Source organism: Clostridium sp. JNZ X4-2 (genome assembly GCF_054889485.1).
Genome location: NZ_CM142685.1, coordinates 313253 through 337753, shown reverse-complemented (window position 1 = coordinate 337753; position 24501 = coordinate 313253). Strand labels below are relative to the sequence as shown.

The window sequence follows — 24501 nt, the reverse complement described above, 5'->3', positions numbered from 1 at the left end:
TACTTTTATTTACTTTACCTATATGGATTTTCCTATTCATTAATCCAACTCTCTAATTTATCATAACACTCTGATGCCTCTTTATACCCCTGATTGTATAATTCTGTAAGTCTGTGCTTATTCTTTTCTATTCTCTTCACCTTTAGTGGCTGTTTAGGTCTGATTACAAAAACTTTACCTTCTCTTTTAAGCTTTTCTATATAACTTAAAGTGCTGTTGTACCTTCTGTATCTGTTTATCATTGCCTCAACCAGTCCGTCATAACCAGAATATATTTTCCTGGCTAAAAGTTTCATCTTAAAAGGTTTTTTTATATAATTATTATTCCTGGTTAAAATAATTATATTTTTTTTATTGCCATCTTTTATAGATTTCTTTATGGGTATTGGATCCGAAATCCCTCCATCCAATAAATTCAATCCTCTGAATTTCACCATGGAGGCCATAAATGGCAGACTGCTGGAGGCTCTTATTGCTTTAAATATTTCTTTGTTCTGGCACTCATTCTTCTCAAAATATACGGATTTACCACTATTACAGTCTGTAGCACCAACTACAAATTTTTCTTTTGCATTATTAAAGGTATCTATATCAAATATGTCCAGTTTGTTTGGTATCTCATTAAATATAAAATCCGCCCCAAAAATTCCCTTTTTAAATATGAGGTTTCTACAACTTAAATATCTGGGATCATCTATATAGTTTATATTTATCTTTTTATTTCTTCCCTTTTGTCTCGAAATATATGAGCATGCATTACAGGCTCCCATAGAAACCCCTATAATATAAGGTAAATATAAATTTTTTTCCATAAATAAGTCCAATACCCCGGCAGTATACAGTCCTCTCATTCCTCCGCCTTCTAAAACCAATCCTATATTCTCCATACATTTTGCCCTTCTTTCACTCTGTATATTATATATTTCCCAGGTAAAACTTTATTATTAATATATTATTCTAACATATCTAGTTCAGTTAGTGAAGTTATGATATTAAATTAAAAGATATATGCACTTGATAAAATAAATAGGCAATGTTGAAATTCTATTTGGCCAGGAATTTTCAACAGTGCCTATCACATTATTATTTTTCTCAGTTTTGTTATTTCAATTTGATTAAGAGTTCACCGGTTTTAACTCTTTGTCCTTCTTTTACAAACACCCCTTCAACTGCACCTGAAACAGATGCCGTAACATTTGTCTCCATTTTCATGGCCTCTATTACAATTAAACTCTGGCCTTTCTTAATTTCATCTCCTGTTTTTACCAGTATCTTGATAATATTCCCCGGAATACTTGCTCCTATTTCTTTATCATTATCCGGATCCGCCATAACAGATGAACTTTCCTGAATCCCAGAAGCAGCAAAAAGTGATTTATCTTTTATTCTTATATCTCTTTTATTTCCATTTACCTCAAATACCAGAAATCTATAACCCTCGGAATCGGCTTTTGTGATATCCAATAATTGTACATATAAACTGCGTCCCCGACCCACTTCAACTTCACAAAATTCACCTTCAGAGAGACCGTAAAAAAAGGTACTGCTTTCCATATGGCTCAGATCTCCGAAGTCATCTACATACTTTAGATAATCCTCAAATACATCAGGATAAAGAGCATAACTGATAATTTCTTTTTCATCAAATTTTCTTTTATACTTTTTCATTAAATATTCTTTTATCTTTACAAAATCTTCAGGTGGAAGAAATTGCCCCGGTCTTCCCGTTAAAGGCTTCTCACCCTTCAATACCAACTTTTGAAGTTTCTCGGGAAATCCGCCCATAGGCTGACCCATCATACCTTTAAAATATGAAACTGTGGAATCAGGAAAGTTCAGAGTTTTTCCCTTGTCATATATGTTTTTTTCATCTAAATTATTTTGTACCATGAATATAGCCAAATCCCCTACCATTTTAGAAGAAGGTGTTACCTTAACTATGTTTCCAACCATGTTATTTACTTTTTTGTACATGTCTTTCACATCTTCAAAACGATCTCCCAATCCAAAACTATCCACCTGAGGTTTGAGATTGGAATATTGTCCTCCAGGAATTTCATATTTATATATTTCTGCAGTACTTGATTTTAACCCGGATTCAAACTGGCTATATACAGGCCTTACATCTTCCCAGTAATTAGATATTTTTTGAAGATTATCCACATCAAGCTGAGTATCTCTTTCCGTATTTTGCAGTGCTGTCACTATAGAATTTAATGAAGGCTGACTTGTAAGCCCTGACATACTGCTAAAAGCAGTATCTACGATATCCACGCCTGCCTGTGAAGCCATGATAAGTGTGGCAACTCCATTACCGGTGGTGTCATGAGTATGAAGATGTATTGGTATGGATATCTCATTTTTAAGTGCCTTGACAAGTTTATACGCAGCATAAGGTTTTAACAATGCAGACATATCCTTTATACCCAAAATATGGGCTCCAGTTTTCTCTATCTCTTTGGCTAAATTTACATAATACTGTAAAGTATATTTATCTTTATGCTCATCTATAATATCTCCTGTATAACACATACAAGCTTCTGCTATTTTACCTTGATTTAACACTTCATCTATAGCAACTTCCATTCCTTTTAACCAATTTAGAGAGTCAAATATTCTAAAAACGTCAATACCTGAATTAGCTGACTGCTTTATAAATTCTCTTATAACATTATCTGGATAATTCTTATATCCCACTGCATTAGCTCCTCTTAAAAGCATCTGAAACAAGACATTAGGTATTTTTTCTCTAAGTTTTTCAAGCCTTTCCCAGGGTGATTCTTTTAAAAACCTATATGCTACATCAAAAGTGGCCCCCCCCCACATTTCCATGGAGAACAGATCTTTTGCAAGTACTGATTGAGCCCGTGCTATCTTTAACATATCCCTGGTTCTCATTCTAGTAGCCATAAGAGATTGATGGGCATCCCTCATAGTAGTATCTGTAATAAGGAGTTTCTTTTGAGACTTTATCCAATTGACAAGGCCCTCTTGTCCTTTCTCATCCAGTATCTGTTTTGTTCCCTTAAGTTTTAATTCTTCCTGCACTTTTGGAACAACGGGGACATTAAAACTTGGCTTTTTACCATGGGTTTCATTAATTACCTTTTCCCCTATAAACTTCATTATTCTCAATTCTCCGTCTACCTTGGGAACTATGTTAAACAATTCCGGGGTATCTTCAATGAAATTTGTATCACATTCTCCCCTGTGGAATTTTTCATTATTCAATACATTTATCAAGAAATCCACATTTGTCTTTACTCCTGATATAACTGTTTCCCTTATGGAGCGTATGGACTTTCTTATTGCATCTTCAAAAGTCCTTGACCAGGATATGTCTTTTACAAGTAAACTATCATAATAAGGACTTATAACTGCTCCTGTAAATCCATTCCCGCCATCCAGTCTTATTCCAAATCCGGATCCTGTCCTATACATGTCTATTCTTCCCGTATCCGGTGCAAAATTGTTAAGCGGATCCTCTGTGGTAATCCTGCATTGTATAGCATATCCATTTAATTTAATATCATTTTGAGAATTTATGCCTATTTCCTTTGAGTTCAGCGCATAACCTTCAGCAACGAGTATCTGGCTCTGAACAATGTCTATTCCAGTAACCATTTCACTTACTGTATGTTCCACTTGAATTCTGGTATTCATCTCTATAAAATAGTGATTTCCATTTTTATCCAATAAAAATTCCAATGTACCTGCACTTCTATATCCTACACTTCTTGCAATCTTCAGTGCATCTTCGCATATAGCACTTCTTTTCTCATCTGACAAAGCTATGGATGGCGTAAACTCTATTACTTTTTGATGTCTTCGCTGTATGGAACAATCTCTTTCATACAAATGCACTATATTTCCATATTTATCTCCAAGCACCTGAACTTCAATATGTTTTGGACCCTCAATATATTTTTCAATAAATATATCTTCCGAACCAAAAGCTTTTTTAGATTCACTTTTGGCACTATTATATGCTTCTACAAGATCTTCTTCTTTTCTTACTATCCTCATTCCCCTGCCGCCGCCGCCTGCTGCTGCCTTAATCATAACAGGATATCCACAAAAACCGGCAAATTCCAAGGCCTGCTGCTCTGTTCTTATTGGTTTCTGAACTCCAGGTATGGTAGGCACCCCTGCTTCCTTGGCTGCCACTTTGGATTTTATCTTATCACCAAGCATTTCCATCATATCTGAAGTTGGTCCAATAAATTCGATACCGGCTTCCTCACATCTTCTTGCCAATTCAGGATTTTCTGCTAAGAAACCATATCCAGGATGTATTGCATCAACCTTTTTTCTTAAAGCTATATCTATTATTTCATCAATATTTAGATACGCCTCCACCGGATTCTTGCTCTTTCCTATTAAATAAGATTCATCAGCTTTGGTTCTAAAAAGAGATCTCTTATCTTCATTTGAGTATATTGCCACAGTGGTTATTCCCAATTCTTCACAGGCTCTGAATATTCTTATTGCGATTTCACCCCTGTTTGCTACAAGTACTCTTTTAAATTTGCTCATAAATTACCCATCCCCTTTATAAAAATTATATATTTTGCATATTTATTAATTATGTCATTAAATTCAAGCAACATAATACTATTATATATAAGTATTAAAATTATTTCAATTGAATTAGAATTTTTTTACACCTGCATATATTAGTTTTAATCAGTCCCCAGGTAATTAATACCTCATTCCATATTCAACCTTTAATTGCCATAGATTTTCTTGTTTAGCACCCAGTATATATTTGCAATTTTTTTTCATTTACTAAATCAATATTGATACAAATCATTATATATCCTAAAAACACTTTTGTAAATAGTATACCATATATATTATTTATGTTACTCTATATTTATGATAAAATATCCAATAGTATGTCACAGTAAAGCTCCTTCTCCCCTTCGGTAGAATGAGTAAGCGATTCACACCAAATCGAAGATTTGGGTTCTCTGCTTATCTTTCTCCCAGCTTTAGATTGGGGATGGCATTCAAGCTTAAGGGACTGGTATTACCCTTAATGTATTCAAAATAGGCAGCACTTCCTATCATTGCTGCATTATCAGTACAGAGCACAAAATCCGGAAACATAACTTCTATATTATTGTGGTGTCCTCTCTTAATCAATGTCTCCCTTAAATAAGTGTTGGCTGCTACTCCTCCTGCCACAGCCATTTTATCTACATTTTTCAACTTGCATGCTTTTAATGCGTTGTCAGCCAAAAAACTCACTACGGCTTCTTGAAAAGATGCTGCTACATCAGCTCTATTTATAGGTTCATTTTTCATTTCCTTCTGATTTAAATAATTTAATACGGAAGATTTCAACCCGCTGAAGGAAAAATCAAGAGAACTATTATCATGAAAATTGGCCCTTGGAAATTTAATAATTCCCGGGTTTCCCTCTCTAGCCAATTTGTCAATTTTAGGCCCTCCCGGATATCCCAGTCCTATAGCTCTAGCTACCTTGTCATAAGCTTCTCCTGCAGCATCATCTCTGGTCTGGCCTAGTACTTCAAATTTTCCATGATCCTTCATATAGACCAGATAGGTATGCCCTCCAGACACTACCAGGCACACAAAAGGCGGCTCTAAATCCTTATATTGTATAAAATTAGCACTTATATGGCCTTCTATATGATTTACTCCGATTAAAGGCTTGTGAAGTGCATAGGCAAGTCCTTTTGCGTACTGCAGTCCTACAAGAAGTGCACCTACAAGTCCCGGTCCATAGGTAACTCCCACGGCATCTATATTCTTAAATTCAATTTTAGCTTCTTCCAGAGCCTGCTTTACTACTATGCTTATAACTTCTATATGCTTTCTAGATGCCACTTCCGGCACCACGCCTCCAAATTTTTTATGAATATCTATTTGTGAAGATATTATATTAGACAACACATATCTCCCATTAATCACTACAGCTGCAGAAGTTTCATCGCAGCTGCTTTCAATAGCCAATATTTTTATATCCTTATCCATAGATAACCTTTTACCTTTCCATTTAAGTTATTACAATTTTATATCTATACCATTGAATTATACTACTTATTTTTTTTACAGTATAGTGTGGTTTCAAGTTTAATGGATCAACATACCTTTAATGCTTATTGTAAAATCATATATGGTATAATGTATGATAAAGATATATTTAATCTTTAAATTCAATAATATACCGAGGAGTGAAATATGAATAAATCCTATGCTAAAATTATGGTAAAAGGTTCTCCTATAACCAAATCAAATTTTAAATTATTCAATATAAACGGGAGAGCCATTCTACCCTGCAATTCAGGTAAATATCATGACAGATATGCGCTTTATGAAGAACAAATAGCTTATGAATGCAGGAGTCAAAATCCTGGAACAGTTATATCCGAATCCTTAATAGCTGTATTAAAAGTATACTATAAAAGCAAAAAAAGGCATCCGGATACCAGCAACATAACTAAAAGTATATTTGACGGGATTGAGAAAAGCGGTCTCATAATAAATGATGCTCAAATTCGTAAAATAATAATAGAGGAGTTTTATGATGAAGGCAATCCGAGATTTGAACTGGAGTTATTTGGTGAAAGCCATTATAATCTAAAATATAATATTTTTGAAAATGACACCGTAGAAGATGAAATAAATTACTCGCCGCCCCCTAACAGGAAAAAATCCTATAAGAACAACAAAAAAATACAAATTTCCAGAGAACAATCTTCAAATCCCAGATGCCAGATCTGCGGCAAAATTCTTCAGGCTAATGAAATAATATCCGCAGACAAGGGAAATACCCTAATATGTAAAAATTGTTTTAACAGGCTGTTTAAGTAATTATTGACTATACATAAATTTATACCAGTACATAAATTTATGTATATATCTTATTTTTTAAAAAAATTATCAATTATCTTTTCCGCCATTCTTTTCTCTATATTGGCTTTTACAACCAGCATTATTACAATCACTACAAGTTCATCTAAATTTTCCTGTGGATCTCCATTATGAATTCCCGAATTCTCATCTGAAATATTGTCTTCCTTAATTTTATTCTCAAAGTCTTCTACAAAAGATTCTACCTGATCATTTTCTATCTTTAAGAACCTTCTGTATACATTGTTTAAACTTTCTTCATGATCTTCTCCTGACATTATAGAATTTACTATAGGTGAAAATAGATTCTGGATATCACTTATGGATAAGATTTGTTTTAAATAATAAGTCAATATAATTAAAATCATATGCTGTCTGGAATATTTTTTTTTCTTGGGAGGCATGAGTATACCTGCTTTGGTATAGTTGTTTATCATGGTTTTAGTAATGGTATTATCTTCCTTATTTCTTTTCAAATATCCTAATTTGTCTTCGATAAATGTAGTCACCTGATCCATATATAGATCTATATCCGGTATATTTTCAAGTTTTAATTGTGTAAAATTCTGAAGTTCCTCTATTAACTTTTCCAATGTATTTTTATCCATATTCAAATCCTCCACTTCACAAGTAATACATTATATATTAAATTTTCTTTATATCCAACAATACTATTATAACATAGAATAACTGCCTTCCTAATTTAAGTATCATATAATTATTATTGTTTATTATAAAAAAGGCGTAGAAATTTTCCACGCCTTTTACATCATGCAGTTTTATTATTTTTGTTAATCTTATCAATTTTCTTGGTAGCTATAATATTTACTCCTGAGTCCACTACATTTTCCAATATGACATCTCCTATATTTACAGGAGCCTTCACCACTATTCCCTTTAGTGCCTTTATACAGTCAAATATCTTTTCTTTAGGTATATCACTTTCTGTCTTTACAGGGACTACATCTATTTCTCCACCTTCTACGTATACGGAAGAAGTAACTATTCTAGTAGGATTAGTACATTCCTTTTTTCCGTACTCTTCTCCTCTTTTACAAGTATTCCCTGTAACTTCCACCACTTTAGCTCCATCCAGTTTAACTAGAAGCTGACATCCCATAGGGCAACCTATACAGGTTAATTCTCTTGTATCCATGCTATTACTCCCCTTCTACCTTTATGGTTATTCTTTTACAATGAGGATATTTATCCAATAAAACCCTGGTAAGCTTAACTTTTTCCATTTCTCCCGGGGTAAGTATTCTCTTCTTTATATGCATTTCCCTGACATCATCAAAATATACTGCTATAAAACTGTCTTTAAAAACAGCGCCAACCCGAAATCTAACATCTATTGAATCTTCCACATTTTCAGGATTTATATATTGAGGCACTGTGTATCTCACTCCATCTACAGCCAAGACCTCTATTTTATCACCGTTAAATCTTTTTCCTTTCACATATTTAGCAGCATTTTTACCTGCATTTACACTTTCTATAGTAACATTGTCAACTAAATCATGAACATGAAGTACATTTCCGCAGGCAAATATTCCATCTACATTGGTTTCCAGACTCTCATCCACTACAGGACCTCCGGTTATATCTGACAATTTTACTTCAGCTTTTCTGGAAAGCTCATTTTCCGGTAACAGACCTACAGATAAAAGCAATGTATCACAAGGTATATACTCTTCTGTGCCTTTGATAACTTTTTTATCTTTGCCGACCTGCGCAATAGTCACACCTTCCACTCTTTCTTTTCCCTTTATATCCGTCACCGTATAGCTTAACTTCAATGGAATTCCAAAATCATCAAGACATTGTACTATATTTCTTTTAAGGCCGCTGGAATAAGGCAGAAGCTCTACTACTGCCCTGACCTTTGCGCCCTCCAGTGTCATTCTCCTGGCCATTATAAGTCCTATATCTCCGGAACCCAATATCACTACTTCTTTTCCAGGCATGTATCCTTCCACATTTACAAACTTTTGAGCAGATCCAGCTGTATATATTCCTGCACATCTGCTTCCGGGTATATTTATTGCTCCTCTTGGTCTTTCCCTGCACCCCATTGACAGGATTACGGATTTAGTTTTTATTTCAATTATACCATCTTCTTCATTGACGGCTGTTATGATCTTATCCTTATTGAGATCAAGCACCATGGTATTTAACTTATATTGAATCTTCATATCTTTCACTTTGTCTATAAATCTTTGGGCATATTCAGGACCTGTAAGTTCCTCCTTAAAAGTATGAAGTCCAAATCCGTTGTGAATACACTGATTTAATATTCCGCCCAGCTGATTGTCTCTTTCCAGTATCAATATATTGTCTATGCCTTCTTCTCTCACCGATATGGCTGCTGCAAGTCCTGCAGGACCGCCACCAATTATTACTACGTCATATTCTTCCATATCCCTAACCTCCAATTTATCCAATTCACAATTCATGATTCACAATACACAGTTCATAATTGATGAACATTTTCGGCTGCACCGAAAATTCACCAGACTTGACACTTAAACTGAAACATCCTCCTTATCTTTTCCAACCAATAAGTTTGAGTGATCTCCAAATTTAGTTACTTCCTGTGGTGAAATCTTCAGTTCCCTGGCCAGAATTTCTACTACTCTAGGTGCGCAAAAGCCACCCTGACATCGTCCCATACCTGCTCTTGTTCTCTTTTTAACGCCATCTATGCTCCTTGCTCCCAGCGGCCTTCTTATAGCATCTACTATTTCACCTTCTGTAACAGTTTCACATCTGCATATTATTTTTCCATACTTAGGATCTTTGGCAATAATATCTTTTCTTTCTTCATTAGTCATTTCTCTGAATTTAGATATTCCTTTTCTTATAGGATTAAACCCGCTATTTTTTTCCGGTTTTAATTTATCAGCTATAATATCTCCAACCATGACTGCTATGGCAGGTGAGCTTGATAAACCAGGCGATTCAATGCCTGCTGCGTTTATAAAATTTTCAGCATCTTCCGCTTCTCCAATTATAAAATCCCCTGTACCGTGAGCCCTCAATCCTGAAAATGATGTTATAACCTGCCTCATTGGCAATTGGTTTACACTAAGAGCTGCCTTAGAAATTATAAAGTCCAGTCCTTCACTGGTGGTATTTAAATCTTCTTTATCACCTACATCTTCTGCATCAGGGCCTATTAAAAGATTTCCATCTACTGTAGGAGTAATTAAAACTCCCTTTCCCATTTTTGTAGGTAATTGAAATATGGTTCTTGAAACCGTATCTCCAACTGCTTTATCAAACAAGCAATATTCTCCTTTTCTTGGAACTATGTGTATCTTTTTATCACTTACCATATTATTTATCTCATCTGAAAATACACCTGCCGCATTAACTACAATTTTACTTTCTATATCACCTTTGTCAGTCTTTATTAAATAGGATCCCTTACTTTTAGTTATGGAAATCACTTTAGTATTCAATTTAAACTCTGCCCCATTTACAACTGCATTTTCCGCCAGTGCTATAGTCATTTCATAAGGGCAGACTATTGCTCCTGTGGGAGCATATAGTGCGGCAGCCACGTCTTTTGATAAATTAGGTTCCATTTCCCTTACTTTATCTCCATCTAATATTTCAATATGGGGAACTCCATTCTCAATTCCCTGCTGCTTTAATTTTTCAAGATTTCCAATTTCACTTTTATTAAAACAAACTACCAGTGAACCTATCCTTTTAAAAGGGAAATCCAATTCTTTGGAAAGTTTATCAAACATCTTATTCCCTTTGGAATTTAGTTCACCCTTTAGAGTATGTGGTTTGGCATCAAATCCAGCATGAACTATGGCACTGTTGGCCTTGCTGGTTCCATTTCCCACGTCAGAATCTTTTTCTATAACACATATACTAAGTTTATATCTGCATAACTCTCTTGCTATGGCACTTCCAATAACTCCAGCTCCTATAACAGTCACATCAAACATAAAAAATACCTCCTTATAATAGTAAAAAAGAAAAAGAGCTAACCTTAAGACGTATATACATCTTAAAATTTGGCTCTCTTTTTACTCTGCCATACATTATTATATTCCTTAATTTAAATTAAGTTTATCATATGAATATATAATATTCAATAGTAAAAGACAATAAATTGTTATAATTGCATTCTACTTATAAGTAAGACTTTTTTCTCTGGCAGGTTTATGTTTATACACCATAAAATAGGATATACCTACAAGTACAACTCCCCCTACTATATTTCCAAGGGTTACAGGTATTAGATTGTGTATAATTCCCATGCCATTTATTATTTTATCCTGTGACAGTCCCGAAGCCGCAACAAAAGAAGCATTAGATTTTGCAAATATTCCTGCCGTTAAATAGTACATATTGGCAACACAATGCTCAAATCCACAGGTTACAAATGCCATTATGGGAAACCATATTATTAACACTTTGCTTACTATATCCTTGGCGGCAAAAGCTCCCCATACTGCAAGACAAACTAAAAAATTACATAATATTCCACTGCAGAAAGCAGTCCAAAAAGGCAGTGCTGCTTTTGTTGAAGCCACCTTTATAACTGTTCCACCTAATTTTCCACTATTCATTCCAAAAACCCCTGCTTTAAATACCAAAAAAGCTATGAGAACTGATCCTACAAAATTAAATATATACACAATCACCCAATTCTTAATCATGGGTCTGAATTTTATCTCTTTTCCTGCTAAAGGTACAACCATAAGACAATTTCCCGTAAAAAGTTCTGCTCCACATATAACAACCAATATAAGTCCTACAGGAAAAACAGCACCTCCTGCAAATTTTGAAAGTCCCACATTGGTTATGCCATGAGATACTACTGCTGAAACCACTCCCCCTATTGCAATAAATGCCCCTGCCAGCATTCCCAATATTGCTTGTTGAGAAACCCTTAATTTTGCTTTAGTACATCCAACTCCCACTGCAGCATCACATATTTCATTAGGTTTTAACATATTACTTTCCATGCATTTCCCTCCCTTTATAACATCTGTATTTAAACTCATACATTCTAAATATAATCAAGATGCTAATTATATATTATAAGGTCAGTTTTGTTATAATTCCTATGGATACATCTCCTACTACTGCTAAATCTTCTGCTGTAAAATAAAAAGGCACATTGCTGTTGAATAATATCTGGGATGAGGGCGGAAACTCTTCATCACCTTCCCAAATTGCAAAAATAACGTATATGTTATTTAAAAATTGAAATTTATAAGCAGCATCACCCATGTCTACTTTCTCTGCTCCTAATTTTTTAAATATTTTTTCAAACCTTTTCACGTCATTTCCAAAAGTTCTGGATAACCTCAAAATACATCTTCCATAGAAGTTGTTATAATATACATTTCCCCCATCTACTTCTCTATAGGTTATGTATTTATCGGAAGGTTCCACACCTTTGCCATGAATTAAATACCTTAAAATCAAGGTTTTTGGAGGATAAGCTTCAAGTTGAGAACCATGGCCGCTGTATATCTCTCCAGAAGGATATTTTACCATTAAATCCCGTCCCATCAGCCTTACAAGTATTTCTCCTGTATTTTTATTAAAAGTACATCCTGTATTTTTAGCCATTACCTCAGGATTAAAATCCTTAAATACAGTTTTGTAATGATCATAGGGTATTTTATCCTTCCTGTTTTTCTCTACATTAATCTTATCATCCATCTGTTTACACTCCTCAAACTAAATTTTATTTAATCTCAGCACTAATACAGCTTTAACTAATAATTTAGATAAATTCGACTTCTAAAATATGCTTCAAAAATCAAATTTATCTAAAAATATAAAATATAGCATATTACATATGTTCTTCTGCCTTCTTTAACATATCATCCGCTTGTTTCATAAACTCAACTGCTTTTTGAATAAATTGTGAAGTCTCTACTTTTCCCATATCCCTGGCCTTGTTCATCCATTCCAAAAATCCTTCTTCATGAGATTTATTATGCTCTATCCAGTGACCCAATAGTATTTTTAATGTTTTTTCCTCTTTAGTTCCCTCACCGCTCAATATATCATGGGCATGGTTATGATGCTCCCCTTCATGACAATGTTCATGTGTATGAATGTGGTCATGGTGGCTATGCTCATGAGTGTGGCATTGATGTTCATTATCCATAGTAAATCCCTCCTATATTGCATTTAACAGCAATTACACAGCTTTCTCTATGACTATTTTATTTTCCAAAAGATTTACCTCTTTTAACATGCCCTCTATTATTTTCTCTTCTCCTAAAATATCCGCTAAAAACAGCTTTCCATTTTCCTTTGGAATTACATTCACTACATATTCCATAATTTTTTGTTCACCTTGTGGTGTTACCAAGTATGCCGTTGATTCACACATTTTATTACCTCCTCTTTAACTCACACAAAAACCTCATTATCAACTTACAGATTATATACTTTTTATATACTTTCTTACTTAATTTAAGTATACTCTTTTTAATATGCTATTAAAATAGTATATTAATTATACCAACCTGAAGTTTTTTAAACAGACTTATTAAGGCATTCTTTAACGGTAGGAAATTTATCTATATCCGTATGTGGTAAAAAGCAGGCAGATACAAACTCATCCATATATTGCGATTCAACACTGAGTTCTACATAAGTCATATTACTAGCTATTTCTTCCAATTTATGCCTTGCATCTTCGCTCATAAGTGTCAAATAACATCCCATAAGAGAACTATTGCCTATATACTGAATTTTACTTTGCTCTATATCCGGCAGCATTCCTATTTTCACTGCATTACCTATATCCAGGCTATTTCCTATACCACCTGCTATATATATTTTATCAATTGCAGTAAAATCTATAGCCAAATTATTGAGCAATGTAGTAATTCCAGAATATATAGCTGCTTTTGCTCTGATGAAGTTGTCTATATCCACTTCTGTTATACTGATATCCCTGTCCAAATCATACTGTTCCTTAAATGATAAAATATATTCTCCAATTCCATGTTCGTCAAATCTGATTCTGTTGGTATTCAAATCTTTTATGATTTTACCTCTTCTATCTATAATTCCTGTAAACATCATTTCACATATTAAATCTATAATGCCTGAGCCGCATATGCCAAGAGGCTGCTCTTGTCCAATAACACTGATGGTGGGCTCATAATTGCTATCGATCCTGACCTTTTCTATGGCACCAGCTGATGCTCTCATTCCACAGCTTATTTCTCCACCTTCAAAGGCCGGTCCTGCAGAACAGGCACAGGTCATTAGATATTCACTATTCCCAAATACTATTTCACCATTGGTCCCTAGATCTATAAAAAGAATATTTTCCTCACTATCCCACATTCCTGAAGACAATACCCCTGAAGATATGTCGCCTCCTACATAACTTGCTACACAAGGTGCCAGATATATAAATGTTTCAGGATTGACCTCTATATTGAGCTCTGAGGCCTTTATAAAAGGTGCCTTTACAAAAGCTGGTATAAAAGGTTCCATCCTGATAAAGTTTGAGTATATCCCTAAAAAAAGATGAGACATGGTAGTATTTCCCGCTACAATAAAAGATACCACTTGATTTTTATTTATGTTGGAATCCATATACATCTTATTCAGAAGGGGATTTATAGTTTCCTGTATCACTGCATGATTCAATTTCTCAAGTCCATTGCCCTTGGTAGAATACATTATCCTGTTTATAACATCGGCTCCATATTTTATTTGGGCATTTCCGGAAGAGGCCTTTGCAATTAATTCGCCATTATATAAATCAACCAAACAAGCTGCTACAGAAGTAGTTCCTATATCTACCGCCACTCCGTAAAGTTCCTTGGTTTTATCTCCTTCTTCTATATTGATAATTGTAGTCTTCCCTTTTCCTCTGGGTATATGGGTTATGGTAATTTTAAAATTTGCTTCTCTTAAAAGTTTAGGTATTTTTCTCAATATGGCCAGTCTACAAAATACATTATTATAATTAAGTTGTTTCTTTACATGCCTTTTTAATCTTTCAAAATCAGATATATTATCATCTAAAGTTGGTGGATCCAGTTCCAAATACTCTTTTTTTACATAGGTGCCAAATTTCATACCACTTTTAAATATCTGTTCCTTGGATCTTTGAAAGATATCTTTTTCTCTTTTGCTGGAAAAATCCTCTATTTTCATTCCATGCATTGCAGATGATTCAGTTTCAGGTATTTCTATAACTGCATCACCTGCAATGGTACTTTGGCAGGCAAGCACATACCCATTTTTTTTCTCTTCATCAGTAATATGCCTGCTGTTTGTTGAAATCACATTCCCGCTAATTACTTTGACCTTGCATTTCCCACAGGCCCCGCTTCCATTACATGGAGTATCCATAAATATACCTGATTTCCTCACGGTTTCTAATAGATTATCTCCTTGTGAAACTTCTATTTCCCTATTGTATGGATTAAATTTTACTTTCACCATATTTTGTAAATACCCCCCCTTACAAAAAGCAGCTCCTATTCTATTTCAATCCTAATTCATATTCAGACGAACTTAATAAACTTTTAACTTCATTATCATCCTTTATTTTTATTTTTATTATCCATGCGTCATAAGGATCTTCATTTATATATTCAGGTTCATCATCCAACTTGTCATTAATTTCAATTACTTCACCAGATAATGGAGATATTGTGTCCGATGCTTTTTTAGAGGATTCAACTACTCCAAAAGAAGTATCCTTTACAACTTCATCTCCCACTTCCGGCATTTCTACAAATAATATTTCACCCAGCTGATCCTGTGCAAAATCACTTATACCTATAAGTGCCGTATCTTCTTCCACCTTAGCCCATGTATGCTCCTTGCTATAATATAATTCTTTTGGAAACTTCATGAATACCACCCCTTTTACAATTTTAGGTTGTTAGGATAATAGCAACAATTATTTGTCCCTATTATCCCTGTATTAAATTTACTACATTATAGGATCCATGGTAAGTGCAGGATGTCCTTTTTCTTCTAAAAATTTCATTACATCATCAGATTCTATAGCTATAGTTTCATCACATATCATATCTGAAAAATTATCTATACCATATAAATCTTTAGCTGTCTTATTTAATTTTTCTGCTACAAAATCCTTTAATTCTTTTGGCATCCAAACTATTCTCTCAATTCCGCCTTCAGCTTTCATAAACTTCTTTGATGATATAAAAGGTCTGCCATGTCCCATAAATCCTGGAGTTTGAACTCCACCGCCTGTCATGGATGCCAGTTCACCAAATGTCATCCCAAGAGGAGTTGAAGCGGCATATTCTCTATTAACTATTACAACACCATTTGCTTCTGGCATTATACCTGTTATACACTCAAAACATCCACAGGAAGTCATTGGATCCTGCAATATACTATATAATGTAACATTCTGTACAGCGCCTTGAGAAATCTTTGAAACAGTTTCATTTACCTTTTCCCAAATACCTGCATTTTCATCAATTACACCTTCCTTTGGTACTGCCTGACATGGTCCTGTTGGATTCAATTCAAGTGTAGCTTTGGCATCCAGCCATGAAACTGCTCCACAAAGTCCCAGTCTTTCCGGTGTTACTATACATACATGTGCAGGTGCAAAGGACTGACAGAGATTACATGAATAAAAAGTATCAACATTTTCATCAATTAAAGACTCAAGTCTTGCATCTCTTTCTGCATATCTTGGCATAGCATATTTATTTTTAAGCTCTACAGTTTTATCATGATCAGTTACTATGGTTATTTCACATTTATCAGCAACTGAACCAAACTCATCTAATATTTTAGCATATATCACTTCTCCAAAGTGTTTCAATCTGAATCCTTTTTCATAAGCCTCCTTACCTATTCTTATCCAGGTAAGATTTCTTTGCCCAACGTGCATTACTCCTTCTATATAGTTCAGAAAATAGTGAAGCCTTCTTTCAAGTACGGGCTCAAAGTCCTTCTGCATATTAGCCCCAGATACTTTCACCAACATTCCAATATCCATTCTTCCTGGTGTTTTCTCTATGGTATCTATATCCGGTCCTATAAGTTCTATTTTGTGATCTTCAACCTGACTTGAATCCACATTCAAAACTAATTCCCAGCCTTCGGATTTACCTCCTCCAAATTCTGCAAACATATCATTTTTTCTTATTCTCTCACCTTCAAAAGCTGCGGCAAAAGCAACTGGAATTGGAATCTCAGTTATCTTTATCTTTATCTTTCTAGCTTCCAGTGAAGTTTTAACAACTTTATCATAATCTTTTTGAGTTAACAGCAATGTAGGAACTTCTGTTACATCCTGATCAGTTATTACAGGGAAACCAAGTGCTATAGCTCCTGCACCAGCTGAAACTACAAGTTCACTAAGCGGTCCAAAAGCATTTACGAAGGCAGGCACTCTTTCAGCAGTATATTGTAACATTTCCTGCAGTGCTCCGCCTTTAATTCCTCCAAATATAAGTCCAGCTCTTATAGCTACAGTTACAACATGTATTACAGATGTAACATCATAACCAAGAGGAATAACTCTGAGGTCAAGTCCCATCTTAACTTTTCCTTCTATAGCCTGATCTATTACCTTTCCAACTAAAAACGTAAGAAGTCCTTTGGACTGATAATCTTTTATAACTTTAGCTGCTGTTTCTGAATCCGGACATTCTCCCAGTACAACTGCTACACCTGGTATATCACCTGTAACCAGTGGTACTCCAAGCGAACGTATTATTGGATCTGATACAAATCCTACACAAGGTTCCGTATATGGAGTATCTGAAAGCACATATTTAGCAGCTTCTATTATTTCTGCTGCCACAGCTGTTGCAAGTCCTGAGTTTAAGGCCTTGTCAAGAATTTCTTCTTCTACTATCAGGCTTCTGACTATATCCAAAGCCTCTTCTAATTGCCCTACATTAGTTATCTTCTTTCCTGTAGCTGCAAAAATTACTGGTAATGAATATGCTGTATCAGGAAATGCTACCTTATAGTCTTTGCCCTTTTCATCTACAGCCTGTTTAACTATGCCCTCTGCTGCTGCTAAAGCCTGTTTTGATCCAGTGAATATAGTTTGAAATAAATTCATTTTTTAGCCCCTCCCAATTTAAAATATTATAATATTATAATTCTAAGTAGGAGTCTGCATATAACACAGCTCCATTTATAACATCACAGGTTTTTATTGTCTCCATTAATCTCTTATTACAAGGATTCATTATTGCAGAGGTAAGTCCGCTTTGTATTGCCATAGCTGCAAAGGTTGCATCCATTATCGGCCTTATTTCCTTAGGAGCTCCATTTGAAACATTACTTAGTCCGCAGCAAGTTCTAAGACCCATTTCACTTATTAACTTAATAGCCTCTAATACTTCCTTTTGTTTGTCCTGCATACCCTTTATTACTAAAAATAATGGGTCAAACAATAAATCTGTAGGTTCCATTCCAAGGCCCATTGCCTTTTCAAGCATTTCTGTACAATATGCTATTCTTTCATCATTGTCTTTTGTAATACCTTCTTTGGCGCAAAGTGCTATGCTGATAGCATCATATTCTGCAGCCAGATCTATATTTCCTATTCTTCCGCCTGCATCTGCAGAATTTATTATAGGCTTTCCCTTTTCCCTGTTATAAACTTTAAGTCCTGCCTCTATAGCTTTTTTATTTGTTGTATCAAGTGCCAATGGTACATTGTCAAATTCATTTTGAAGAGCTTTAACACCCCACTGCATTACTTCTTCTCCATCTTTTCCTGCTGGTCCTATGTTAAAATCCAGATAATTAGCTCCTGCATCCAATTGTTCTTTTGCTCTTTTAAATATTGGTTCAGGATTTCTCTCTTCAATAGCCTTCCTTATAGTTGGAGATATACAGTGAATTCTTTCGCCTATGATCATAAATTTATCCATGTTCAGATGACCTCCTATTTCCCTTATTTATTAATTTTATATTTTCGGCTGATAAATCAAATATTTCCAATTTATCAGCCGTATTTCATTTTAATCAGTGATACTCTTTATTTTGCGGTTAATTCTTTCAACAACTTAGGGATATACATAGCTTCTGTACTACCAACTACTATGTTCCAATCCGGAAGTTCTTCTTCTAATTCTCCCTTTAAAACTGCAACTTTTCCTGGAATTATAAGAGTTCTGTTTTTAGTCTTCTCTGTTACTCCGCTTTTCTTTACCATATCGGCTATTACAGTTCCTGTAAACTTACCTGCAGCCCATGATGTAAGAACTGAATATCCACCTGCATCAGGTATAACCATCCATACTGGAACCTTAGATCTTTCAACTTCACCTGAAACTGTGAAATAAGTCAACGCAAAGTCAACGGTACACATTACAGGCGAGTTGTCATCTGCCTCATTGAATCCATATACACCAACTTCAACCCTCATTGGTTTTTGTGGATCTGTAAATATGTTTTGTCTAATACCATAAAGAGGAAGTGCTCTTGCATAATCCATATCATTTAAGACAAGCAATGAACCATATTTCATAGTAAATAATGTGGATAAAGCTATTTCAAGAAATTTATCATCTTTTGCAAGTTCATCCAGAAACAGTATTGAAGGATATCCAAAAGTCCTGTCCTGCCCTTGAAGATTTATTCGTCTTATCTGAACTGTATTTTCAAAAGCTTCTTTAATGGATTTTGCTCCTGGATCCAATACTAAATTCTTATATCCTAATTTTTGAATTTGCTCTACTAATGTGTAAAGTGCTTCCAATCCATCTGCTTTTACGCCTAATGCTATTTTATCTGCCTTTACCAATTCAACCATTTCATTAAAATTATCTTTATTAACTCCATAAATCAGCGGATTTTCATCTTTAACCAAAGGCAGAGCTTCTTTAACAACTTCCGGATCTTCACAGGCCAGAACGTAGGCTACCTTTAATCCACTGGATTTTATTTTATTTATCAAGCCCAGATATTTATCTTTATTTCCAGTATATTTCAATGCCACAAATTCAGCTTTCATTTCTTCACCGATTCTAATATAATTTACATCTTTTATATGCTGAATCTTAGTATCTATTTGTGCATCTTCCATATCATCAGAAAAAGCAACTGCAAACCTGTTTCTATTTACAAAAGTTTTCTCATGACGGAAAAGAACAGTTTCTCCACCTAATTTATATTCAGTATCTCCTTTACCAAGAGTTATTGTCTTCATAAGCGGTGCAGTAGCCTCTGCCAATTTTTCTATTGACTCATCACTCATATGAGGACATTTTCCTATTTCTGCAGCTCCCGCTGCAACCTTCATTGAAAAAGCCAGACAAGTGGGAAAACCACAATCCTTACAATTCTTTTTTGGTGTTAACTTAAATATATTTAATCCTGTTAAAGCCATTTTTTACCCTCCTTATTTAATCCCATTGTAAACTTCATTAAGCTAATAACTCTTTAATAAATTTTTTAATTACTTCTACAGATTTTGGATGACGAAGTATTACAGCATTGCTTCCTGATGCCAATATTCCAGTTGCTGTTGAAACTTCCATTGAAATTCCCCTGTCCTCCTGGTTTCCCCATTGTGGTGAATCTGCTTCAGGTTCTACTGCTTCTTTTACCTTCCATGTTTCAAAGGAAACTGGACTTATGATAGGTACTTGAAGAGTTTTATCATTTTGGCTAAGTGCTGCAAGTTTTACCCTGTCCAAGGTTGATATTACATACTCATAACCATAGCCGCCTGCTGAACATCCTACATTGTCCACAAATTTTTCATTTGAAACTCCAAGTTGATTTATTAAAATATTTATCTGCTTTGCAAGATTTATGTCAACTGAGGATTCAGCTGCAACTTTGTCATTATACGCTAATGCACCTGCAGCTGCTATTGTTTTGTAGTTATCTTCTACTGCCGACATCAAAAGTATATTATGTCCTTCAGTTTCCTGAGCAATCTTCTCAAATAATTTAGCATCTTTTTCATGATTTCCTGTACCTGCCACTACTAAAGGTGTCTTTATGGCTTCAACTACCGATTTAACTGTCTTTGCGCAATCCTCTGGCGATGCATCACCGCCGTTTGGATCAGCACTTACAAGCCTTAAGCATATAAAATCCGGACTATATTTATCTTCTACAAACTTTGCCCATTTTGCTGGATCTTCAGCAACCTCTTTATAAAGATCTTTTAAAGCATCTATCCAATCTTCTGGATATACATCTGAAATTTCCATTCCAACTCTTGGAGGATTTCCTGTATCTCCATCAAAAGTATAAAATGGCAGTACAGATTCCCCTCCTAATTTTAACGCTTTTTCTCCTGTTCCAATTTCAACTTCGCCAATTTTACCTGAAAATCTTTGTGTTGGTTTTTTGAACATAATGTATGCCTCCTAAACTTAATTTTTCAACTGAATTTTTGACAGTATTTCATTTAATGCCTTTCTACATGGTGAATTCTCTGGAAGTTCTATTAATGGTTTCCCATCTGAATCATAGTTATAAACCATAGGATCCATTGGCACAACTCCTATTAAATTCAGCTCCTGTTTTTTTATTTCCTCCTCTATTCCCGAATTCAATTTACCTTCTGGAGCTCTATTGACTATAAGGTAAATTTGTTCAACCTTTAATTTCAATTCGGCAACAAGCTGCTTTATTCTTCCAACAGCTTGTATCCCTCTTCTGGAACAATCACTTATTAAAAATAGGGTATCAATAGGATCTATAAGCTTTCTGCTTAAATGTTCCATTCCAGCTTCATTATCCACTACTATATATTCGTAATTACCTGAAAGTGAATCCACCTGTGCTTTAAGTATTCCATTTACATAACAATAACATCCTGGTCCCTGGGATCTTCCCATAACGATCAAATCATAACCATTACCTTCAGTTACTGAAGCATTTAGTTTGTATTTTAAATAATCAGCTTTCATCATCCCTGCGGGAAAGCTGTCTCCTGCAAGTGACCTTTTGTTTACATCTTCTTTTATTTGTCCAATAGTTTCTTCAATTTCTGTTCCAAGTACTTCATTTAAATTAGAATTGGCATCAGCGTCTACGGCCAGAATAGGTCCTTCACCTTTTTTTATTAAATAATCTATTAAAAGACCCGTTAAAGTAGTTTTGCCAGTTCCACCTTTTCCCGCTACAGCTATTTTGTATCCCATAGTACGACCTCCTTATATTGCTATGTTTAAAAGACTACTCCAGCATTTCATTATAAAAAGCCCATCATAAATTTTATGCTTTTTATGTAGAAAATATATATTTACGTGCATAGGGCGCAAAAACCCTATGCACACTAAATAACCAAAACTATAAGGTTAATTTTACCTAATATCATGTAACTTAATCAACAGAATGAACACATTGTTTGTGTACATCATGAAGAGCTTCCATCATTGCCTCAGACAAAGTTGGATGTGGATGAATAACTTCACCAACTCGTTCTGCTGTTAAACCAAGCTCACAAGCAACACCTAATTCTGAAATCATATCTGTTGCTCTATCACCTACAATAGCAGCTCCAATTATTACGTCCTTTTCATCTGTAATAATCTTTACAAATCCCTGGAATTTGCCCATAGCTTGAGCTTTTCCAAGTCCTCTAAAATCAAATCTTCCAACCTTATATTGAATTCCTGCTTTTTCAGCATCTTTCTCTTTCATACCTACAGAAGCTATTTCCGGTTCTACAAATGTACAGCCAGGTACTGCTTTGTAACTCATCTTCTTCTTTTTATCTAAAACTGCATTTTGAACAGCTACAATACCTTCTCTTGAAGCTACATGTGCAAGAGCAGCAGTAGGAATTAAATCTCCTATTGCATAAACCCCCTCTACATTGGTTTCTAAATATTCATTTACAATTATTCTTCCTTTTTGATCTTTTTTAATACCTATATCATCTAAACCTAAACCTTCAGCATAAGCTCTTCTTCCAACTGCTATGAGAAGTGTTTCAGCTTCCAAAACCCTTCCGCTGCCTAATGTAGCGGTTACTGTATCGCCTTTAACTTCTACACTAGTTATACCATCACCTACAAAGTATTTTATCTTATGCTGTTTAAAAATTCTCTGCAGTTGTTTTGCCACATCTTCATCTTCAAGTGGTGCAAGATGAGGAAGAGCTTCGACAACTTTAACTTCTACTCCCATACTATTTAGGAAATATCCTATTTCGCAGCCTATAGGACCTCCACCAACTAATATCATTGACTTTGGAAGTTTTTCCAAATTTAAAACTTCATCTGAAGTTATAACCTTTTTACCATCGTACTTGAATACTCCAGGTGTAACAGGCACAGAACCAGTAGCAAGTATAATTTTATCTGCCGTTATGGATTCTTTAGAACCATCCTGCTTTGTAACCTCTATCTCTTTATTGCTTATAAGTTTTCCCGCTCCTCTTACAAGTTTTACTCCTCTATGCTCAAACATAAATTCTATACCTTTTACAAGCTGATCTACCACTTTATTTTTTCTCTTCATAATTGCATCAAAATCAGCTTTTACTTCACCTTCAACATTAATTCCAAATTTTGATGCTTCTTTTACTGCACTTAAAATATCTGTAGAAGCAAGTAATGCTTTTGTAGGTATACATCCTACATTTAAACAAGTTCCTCCCACATATTTTTTTTCAACTACAGTAACATCTGCTCCTAAAATAGCAGCTTGTAATGCAGCTACATATCCTCCTGGTCCTCCACCAATTACAACTAATTTCATTTCCAATCGCCCCTTATTTTTTAATCCTATATTTTTATAATCCTGCTTCATCCAATATTAATGGCACATTTTCTTCCGCACCAATTGCCATTATATGAACTCCATCACAAAGTCCTGATTCTTTTACAGCCTTTATAAATTCTCCTGCTATCTTTATGCCTTCTTGAACTTTATTCTCAGCATTCTTCATTCTATCTATAAGTTCATCAGGTACGAATATACCAGGTACGTTTTTATTCATATATTTAGCCATACCAGCTGACTTTAAAGGTATTATGCCTACCATAACTTTAGCATCTATACCTTGAGCTTTAGTTTCTTCTTTGAATTTCTTTAAAGTTTCCATATCATAAACAGCTTGAGTTTGAAAGAATTTAGCTCCAGCTTTAATTTTCTTCTTCATCTTTATAACTTGAAGCTCTAGTGGATCATATCTAGGTGTAACACAGGCCCCTAAAAAGAAATCTGGCTTCCCTTTTAAATCAGTTCCACCCATATCTTTTCCTCCATCTAAAATACTTGCCACCTGTAATATTCCAACACTATCTAGATCATAAACTGGTTTTGCACCAGGGTGATCTCCTGTAGCAGTATAATCTCCAGTAAGAGCTAAAACATTTTCAATTCCAAAAACACCTGCAGATAACAATTCTCCTTGAATTGCTATTCTATTTCTATCTCTTCCTGTTATTTGAAATACAGGTTCTAACCCTGCATCCTTTAATACTTTACAAGTAGCTAAAGATGTAGCTTTTAACGTAGCAGACTGAAAATCTGTTACATTAACTCCATGAACTCTTCCTTTTATCTTTTTGGCACATTCAATTAAATGAGAAAGATCCGTTCCCTTTGGAGGTGCCATTTCAGCTGTAACTGCAAACTCTCCCTTTTCAAAAGCTTCCTTCAATAAGCTCATTT

Annotated in this window: 21 protein-coding genes; 1 reads left to right on the top strand and 20 read right to left on the bottom strand. The window is 34.7% G+C overall.

Annotation, left to right across the window (positions count from 1 at the left end):
* Positions 1-32: 32 nt before the first annotated feature.
* The 3 genes from ACYUJ6_RS01745 to tsaD all read right to left on the bottom strand — a co-directional run bounded on the left by ACYUJ6_RS01745 (position 33) and on the right by tsaD (position 6003).
* Positions 33-887, bottom strand: a complete 855-nt coding sequence (locus tag ACYUJ6_RS01745; RefSeq protein WP_461844174.1) for a patatin-like phospholipase family protein — start codon at positions 885-887, stop codon at positions 33-35.
* Between the two features lie 214 nt (positions 888-1101).
* Positions 1102-4536 carry a pyruvate carboxylase gene (locus ACYUJ6_RS01740; protein WP_461844173.1) on the bottom strand — a complete coding sequence of 1145 codons (3435 nt, stop codon included), beginning with the start codon at positions 4534-4536 and terminating at the stop codon, positions 1102-1104.
* A 441-nt stretch (positions 4537-4977) separates the two neighbouring features.
* Entirely contained in the window at positions 4978-6003 is a 1026-nt protein-coding gene (tsaD, locus tag ACYUJ6_RS01735; RefSeq protein WP_461844172.1) for a tRNA (adenosine(37)-N6)-threonylcarbamoyltransferase complex transferase subunit TsaD, read from the bottom strand.
* A gap of 207 nt (positions 6004-6210) precedes the next feature.
* Between tsaD and ACYUJ6_RS01730 the strand changes: the two genes are divergently transcribed.
* Positions 6211-6843 (top strand): RusA family crossover junction endodeoxyribonuclease, encoded by a 633-nt coding sequence (locus ACYUJ6_RS01730; protein ID WP_461844171.1) that lies wholly within the window; start codon positions 6211-6213, stop codon positions 6841-6843.
* Between the two features lie 50 nt (positions 6844-6893).
* Here ACYUJ6_RS01730 and ACYUJ6_RS01725 read toward each other — a convergent pair whose 3' ends face one another.
* The 17 genes from ACYUJ6_RS01725 to ACYUJ6_RS01645 all read right to left on the bottom strand — a co-directional run bounded on the left by ACYUJ6_RS01725 (position 6894) and on the right by ACYUJ6_RS01645 (position 24499).
* Positions 6894-7490 carry a DUF1836 domain-containing protein gene (locus ACYUJ6_RS01725; protein ID WP_461844170.1) on the bottom strand — a complete coding sequence of 199 codons (597 nt, stop codon included), beginning with the start codon at positions 7488-7490 and terminating at the stop codon, positions 6894-6896.
* Between the two features lie 161 nt (positions 7491-7651).
* Positions 7652-8038, bottom strand: a complete 387-nt coding sequence (locus ACYUJ6_RS01720; RefSeq protein ID WP_461844169.1) for a DUF1667 domain-containing protein — start codon at positions 8036-8038, stop codon at positions 7652-7654.
* Positions 8039-8042: 4 nt separating this feature from the next.
* Positions 8043-9302, bottom strand: coding sequence for an NAD(P)/FAD-dependent oxidoreductase (locus tag ACYUJ6_RS01715; protein WP_461844168.1), 1260 nt, complete (start codon positions 9300-9302; stop codon positions 8043-8045).
* A gap of 105 nt (positions 9303-9407) precedes the next feature.
* Complete coding sequence (locus ACYUJ6_RS01710) at positions 9408-10847, bottom strand: FAD-dependent oxidoreductase (RefSeq protein WP_461844167.1); 1440 nt, start codon at positions 10845-10847, stop codon at positions 9408-9410.
* Positions 10848-11030: 183 nt separating this feature from the next.
* Complete coding sequence (locus ACYUJ6_RS01705; RefSeq protein WP_461844166.1) at positions 11031-11873, bottom strand: formate/nitrite transporter family protein; 843 nt, start codon at positions 11871-11873, stop codon at positions 11031-11033.
* A gap of 73 nt (positions 11874-11946) precedes the next feature.
* Entirely contained in the window at positions 11947-12579 is a 633-nt protein-coding gene (locus tag ACYUJ6_RS01700; protein WP_461844165.1) for a DUF3786 domain-containing protein, read from the bottom strand.
* Positions 12580-12712: 133 nt separating this feature from the next.
* Positions 12713-13033 carry a zinc transporter gene (locus ACYUJ6_RS01695; protein ID WP_461844164.1) on the bottom strand — a complete coding sequence of 107 codons (321 nt, stop codon included), beginning with the start codon at positions 13031-13033 and terminating at the stop codon, positions 12713-12715.
* Between the two features lie 33 nt (positions 13034-13066).
* Positions 13067-13261 (bottom strand): CooT family nickel-binding protein, encoded by a 195-nt coding sequence (locus tag ACYUJ6_RS01690; RefSeq protein ID WP_461844163.1) that lies wholly within the window; start codon positions 13259-13261, stop codon positions 13067-13069.
* A gap of 146 nt (positions 13262-13407) precedes the next feature.
* Complete coding sequence (gene acsV / locus ACYUJ6_RS01685; RefSeq protein WP_461844162.1) at positions 13408-15342, bottom strand: corrinoid activation/regeneration protein AcsV; 1935 nt, start codon at positions 15340-15342, stop codon at positions 13408-13410.
* A gap of 40 nt (positions 15343-15382) precedes the next feature.
* The gene (gene gcvH, locus ACYUJ6_RS01680) at positions 15383-15757 is read right to left on the bottom strand and encodes a glycine cleavage system protein GcvH (protein WP_461844161.1); all 375 of its coding nucleotides are present in this window, start codon (positions 15755-15757) and stop codon (positions 15383-15385) included.
* An 81-nt stretch (positions 15758-15838) separates the two neighbouring features.
* Positions 15839-17965, bottom strand: coding sequence for an acetyl-CoA decarbonylase/synthase complex subunit alpha/beta (acsB, locus tag ACYUJ6_RS01675; protein ID WP_461844160.1), 2127 nt, complete (start codon positions 17963-17965; stop codon positions 15839-15841).
* 34 nt (positions 17966-17999) lie between these two features.
* Positions 18000-18785, bottom strand: a complete 786-nt coding sequence (acsE, locus tag ACYUJ6_RS01670) for a carbon monoxide dehydrogenase/acetyl-CoA synthase methytransferase subunit (protein WP_461844159.1) — start codon at positions 18783-18785, stop codon at positions 18000-18002.
* A gap of 107 nt (positions 18786-18892) precedes the next feature.
* Complete coding sequence (acsC, locus tag ACYUJ6_RS01665) at positions 18893-20245, bottom strand: acetyl-CoA decarbonylase/synthase complex subunit gamma (protein ID WP_461844158.1); 1353 nt, start codon at positions 20243-20245, stop codon at positions 18893-18895.
* A 37-nt stretch (positions 20246-20282) separates the two neighbouring features.
* Positions 20283-21227 (bottom strand): acetyl-CoA decarbonylase/synthase complex subunit delta, encoded by a 945-nt coding sequence (acsD, locus tag ACYUJ6_RS01660; protein ID WP_461844157.1) that lies wholly within the window; start codon positions 21225-21227, stop codon positions 20283-20285.
* A gap of 18 nt (positions 21228-21245) precedes the next feature.
* Positions 21246-22019: an ATP-binding protein gene (locus ACYUJ6_RS01655; RefSeq protein WP_461844156.1), complete on the bottom strand. Its 774-nt coding sequence runs from the start codon at positions 22017-22019 to the stop codon at positions 21246-21248.
* Positions 22020-22200: 181 nt separating this feature from the next.
* Positions 22201-23583, bottom strand: a complete 1383-nt coding sequence (gene lpdA, locus ACYUJ6_RS01650; protein WP_461844155.1) for a dihydrolipoyl dehydrogenase — start codon at positions 23581-23583, stop codon at positions 22201-22203.
* Positions 23584-23617: 34 nt separating this feature from the next.
* Positions 23618-24499 (bottom strand): methylenetetrahydrofolate reductase, encoded by an 882-nt coding sequence (locus ACYUJ6_RS01645; RefSeq protein WP_461844154.1) that lies wholly within the window; start codon positions 24497-24499, stop codon positions 23618-23620.
* Positions 24500-24501 lie beyond the last annotated feature (2 nt).